The sequence below is a fragment of the Rhodoferax sp. genome (assembly GCF_028689295.1).
Taxonomy (GTDB): domain Bacteria; phylum Pseudomonadota; class Gammaproteobacteria; order Burkholderiales; family Burkholderiaceae_C; genus Rhodoferax.
In genome coordinates this window covers 1-3,832 of sequence record NZ_JAQTWL010000057.1, presented here as the reverse complement: position 1 = coordinate 3,832, position 3,832 = coordinate 1, and the positions used below count along the sequence as shown (strand labels likewise).

5 protein-coding genes are annotated in these 3,832 nt (G+C 61.5%); all 5 read right to left on the bottom strand.

Translation table 11 applies throughout. The features are described from left to right. Positions 1-802: acetaldehyde dehydrogenase (acetylating) (locus PHF15_RS16655; protein WP_300122969.1), on the bottom strand; the 802-nt coding region annotated here is incomplete at its 3' end. Between the two features lie 20 nt (positions 803-822). Beyond that, complete coding sequence (gene dmpE, locus PHF15_RS16650) at positions 823-1,605, bottom strand: 2-oxopent-4-enoate hydratase (RefSeq protein WP_300122967.1); 783 nt, start codon at positions 1,603-1,605, stop codon at positions 823-825. A 175-nt stretch (positions 1,606-1,780) separates the two neighbouring features. Then, complete coding sequence (locus tag PHF15_RS16645) at positions 1,781-2,725, bottom strand: catechol 2,3-dioxygenase (RefSeq protein WP_300122965.1); 945 nt, start codon at positions 2,723-2,725, stop codon at positions 1,781-1,783. 41 nt (positions 2,726-2,766) lie between these two features. Continuing rightward, positions 2,767-3,093: a 2Fe-2S iron-sulfur cluster-binding protein gene (locus PHF15_RS16640; RefSeq protein WP_300122970.1), complete on the bottom strand. Its 327-nt coding sequence runs from the start codon at positions 3,091-3,093 to the stop codon at positions 2,767-2,769. Positions 3,094-3,157: 64 nt separating this feature from the next. Next, the coding region (locus PHF15_RS16635) for an alpha/beta fold hydrolase (protein WP_300122964.1) at positions 3,158-3,832 on the bottom strand (675 nt) is incomplete at its 5' end.

The window sequence follows — 3,832 nt, the reverse complement described above, 5'->3', positions numbered from 1 at the left end:
GCAGGTAGTCGCCCAAGCCTTCAACTTCTAGGAAGACGGAGACACGGTTGCCGTCAAACACCGGGCCGTTGACCAGCTTGTAGCCGGGCACGTACTTTTGCACTTCCTTGATCATGGCGTGGATGGATTCGGTGATCTTGGCTTGGTCCGGTTCGGTCTCAGTCAGGCAATGCACGGTGTCACGCATGATCAAGGGCGGTTCGGCCGGGTTCAGGATGATGATGGCCTTGCCTTTTTTGGCGCCACCGACCTTTTCGACTGCGCTGGCGGTGGTGCGGGTGAATTCGTCGATGTTCTTGCGGGTGCCGGGGCCGGCGGACTTGCTCGACACGGTGGCGACGATTTCGCCGTAAGCCACCGGCTGCACCCGGCTGACGGCGGCCACCATGGGAATGGTGGCTTGGCCACCGCAGGTGACCATGTTGACGTTCATCTCACCCTTGCCAACGTGTTCGACCAGGTTGACCGGCGGGACGCAAAACGGGCCTATTGCCGCGGGCGTGAGGTCGATCATCAGGGCGCCCAGGGCGTTGACCTTGCGGCTGTTTTCTGCGTGCACATAGGCGCTGGTGGCGTCAAAGACGATTTGCACACCGTCTGCCACCATGTGGGGCACCAAACCATCGACACCTTCGGCGGTGGTTTTGATGCCCATCTCGCGGGCGCGCTTGAGGCCGTCGGAGTTGGGGTCAATGCCGACCATCCAGACCGGCTCCAGCACTGCGCTGCGTTGCAGCTTGGCCAGCAGGTCGGTGCCAATGTTGCCGGGGCCGATCAGGGCGCATTTGATTTTTTTCGTCATGTTCGAAATTTCCAGGAAAGTCAATGAAAGCGCACCGAGCAGCCGCCAAGGCCGCCTATGGTGACGCGGAAGTGGTCGCCCGCTTTGGCCGGGAACATGGCGGCTAGGGCGCCGGAGAGGATCACTTCGCCCGCCTTGAGGCCGATGCCCAGACGGCCCAGGGTGTTGGCCAGCCAGGCCACGGCATTGACCGGGGAGCCCAGCGCGGCCGCGCCGGCGCCAGTGGCGATGATCTCGCCGTTTTTCTCCAGCACCATGCCGCAGGTCATCAGGTCCATCTTGCGCGGGTCCTTGGCGGTGCTGCCGAGCACGAACATGCCGCAGGAGGCGTTGTCTGCGATGGTGTCCTGAATCTTGATCTTCCAGTCGCGGATGCGCGAGTCGACGATCTCGAAGCAGGGCATGACGAAGTCGGTGGCTGCCAGCACGTCAGCGTTGGTGACGCCGGGGCCCATCAGGTCGCGCTTCAGGACAAAGGCGATTTCGCCCTCGGCCTTGGGCTGGATCAGGGTGGACATGGCGATGCTGCCGCCGTCGCTGACGATCATGCCGTCGAGCATGTAGCCGAAGTCGGGCTGGTACACGCCCAGCATGTTCATCACGGCCGCGCTGGTGACGCCGATCTTCTTGCCGACCACGCGCTCGCCGGCCTGCAGGCGGCGCGAGATCATGCGCTGCTGGATGTGGTAGGCGTGCTCGATGGTGATGTCGGGGTGGCGGCTGGTCAGCGGCTCGACCACGGTGCGCGCGCACAGGGCGCTGTAGAGCTCGTCGCCCAGGGTTTCTATCAGTTCAGGGGTCATGTCGGTTCGGGGTTTCCAGGGATGGGGTTGGTTCATATCGTGTTGATGGCACGCTGCCAGGGAGGTGACGCCAAGTCAATGACAGCGCGGTTCGAACCGCCGACTGCACGATTGCTGATGCAGCCGTGCAGCCGATCAATGCCGCGAAGGACAACGACAGGTGCTACGGCAGGCCTCAGGTATAGACCTCGGTAAACGATCCAGGCAGCACCCCTGTGTGATAGAAAATGCCCCGACCCGCTTCATCTTCGGTCCAGGTCGTCACTGGGCGGTCAGGCTGCGCCTGGTAACCCAGACCGGCGAAGGTCTCGTTGCGGTTGCCACTGGGGTCGAAGAAATAAATGGTCTCACCGCGCGTGAGGCCATGGCGGGTAGGCGCAACGTCAATGCGTACCTTGTTTTTCGCCATCACATCTGCAGCCTTCAATATGTCATGCCAGGAATCCAGGAAAAATGACACGTGGTGCAAGCCTGGCGTCGGCCCACCGACAAACGCGATGTCGTGCGGCTTGCTCGAGCATGAGATGAACGAGGCCAGCTGGAACGCGCCGCCCGGGCCCACGGTGATCTGTTCGGTCTGGAAAAAATCAAGCACTTCAAGAAAGAACTTGGTGTTCTCGGCCACCTTGTTGACTCCCGCGGCGGGATCGAAGGGGCACATGAGCAGAACATGGTCGAGCCAGTGCGCCCCGGCACCCTTGATGTTGTCGGGCCACGGATCGGGATTGATCGAGCCGACTTCGGTGCCTACGCACTCCTTCATCGCATACAAGCGCATTTCGTGGCCGCTGGGCAGGTTGAACTGGAGCATGCGCCCGGTGGCGGGCAGCGTGCCTTCGGGCAAGTCCGTCGTGGCGATGCCGTAGGCTTGCACCTTGGCTTTCAAACTGTCGAGGTCGGCATCCTGCTTGACTTTGTAGGCCACATGGTTCATGCCGGCCTGGTCGGATGGGGTGAGGATCACGGAAAATTTATCCCACTCATCCCAGCATTTAAGGTAGACGTTGCCGTCCTTGTCCTCCATGGTCTTCTTCATGCCCAGCACGTTTTCATAATGCTTCAGCGCGGCTGCCATGTCCATCACCCGCAGGCTGACATGGCCGATTCGCATAATTCCCATTGCATATCTCCTTCTATTGACTAACTCAAAACGCCCACACTTCAGGATGAAGCGCCGGCAACACTTGCAAGGGTGAACGCCCTGGTCATCTTGCCCACCACTTCGACCGCCAGGTCTTCCAGCGGTGCCACGCGGCAGGCCAGGCACACCCCTTTTGCTTCTTCCTCGACCGACACGTGGGCGCGGCTCATCGCCCCCACCTTGCGCACCCTGCCGGAGCGAATGCTGATCTTGCACACGCCGCAACCACCATTCACACAGCCGACCGGAATACCCCGCTTGCCCAATCGGGTCATGCCCGCAAGCAGCGTTTCGGTTTCGCTGCAAAGGTAAGTCTCCCCGGTCTGCACCAAATCAATGGACCGCATGCAGGGCTTGTCGCTGTCTGGCGCATGGCAGATCGGGGTCGTGACGATCACTGGCATCATGGCCTCAGACTGCGTCGGCCTCGGCCAGGAAATTACTCACCTGCTGGGCAAAGCGCGCCGCATGCTCGATCTGTGTCCAATGTCCGCATCTGCCAAACACATGCAGTTGCGAGCGCAGGATGAGCTGCGAAAGATGGATCGAATTCGACAGCGGCAACACCTGGTCTTCCCGGCCGTGAATGATCAGGGTTTCGTGCGGCAGGGCCCGAATGTCTTCATCCCGGCTCGCCAGCGACGCCACCCAGCGCTGCCGCGGCGCCGGGAACATCGCCGCGTACGATTCCTGGAAACCGGGCCGCTTGCTGGCCTCGTAGCGCAATTGCGCGAGTTCGTCCGTGACCAGATTGCGGTCATACGCAAACAGGTCCATGACCTGGCGCATGTTCTCGAACGACGGGGTGTAGCCCCAGATCGCGTCCAGCGCGGGGGTGATCTCGAAATCGACACCGGCCGCCCCCATCAGCACCAGGCGACGAACACGCTGGGGGTGACGAATGGCCAATGCAAGGGACAGCGCACCACCAAAGGAGTTGCCCACCAGATCGACCTGTTCCAGCTCCAGTGCATCCATCAGGCCGACGGCCTGCTTGACCCAGGCATCCATCGTGTACGCCATGCCCTCGGGACGCTCGGTAAAACCAAAGCCCACCATATCCGGCGCAATGACGCGCCGTGAATT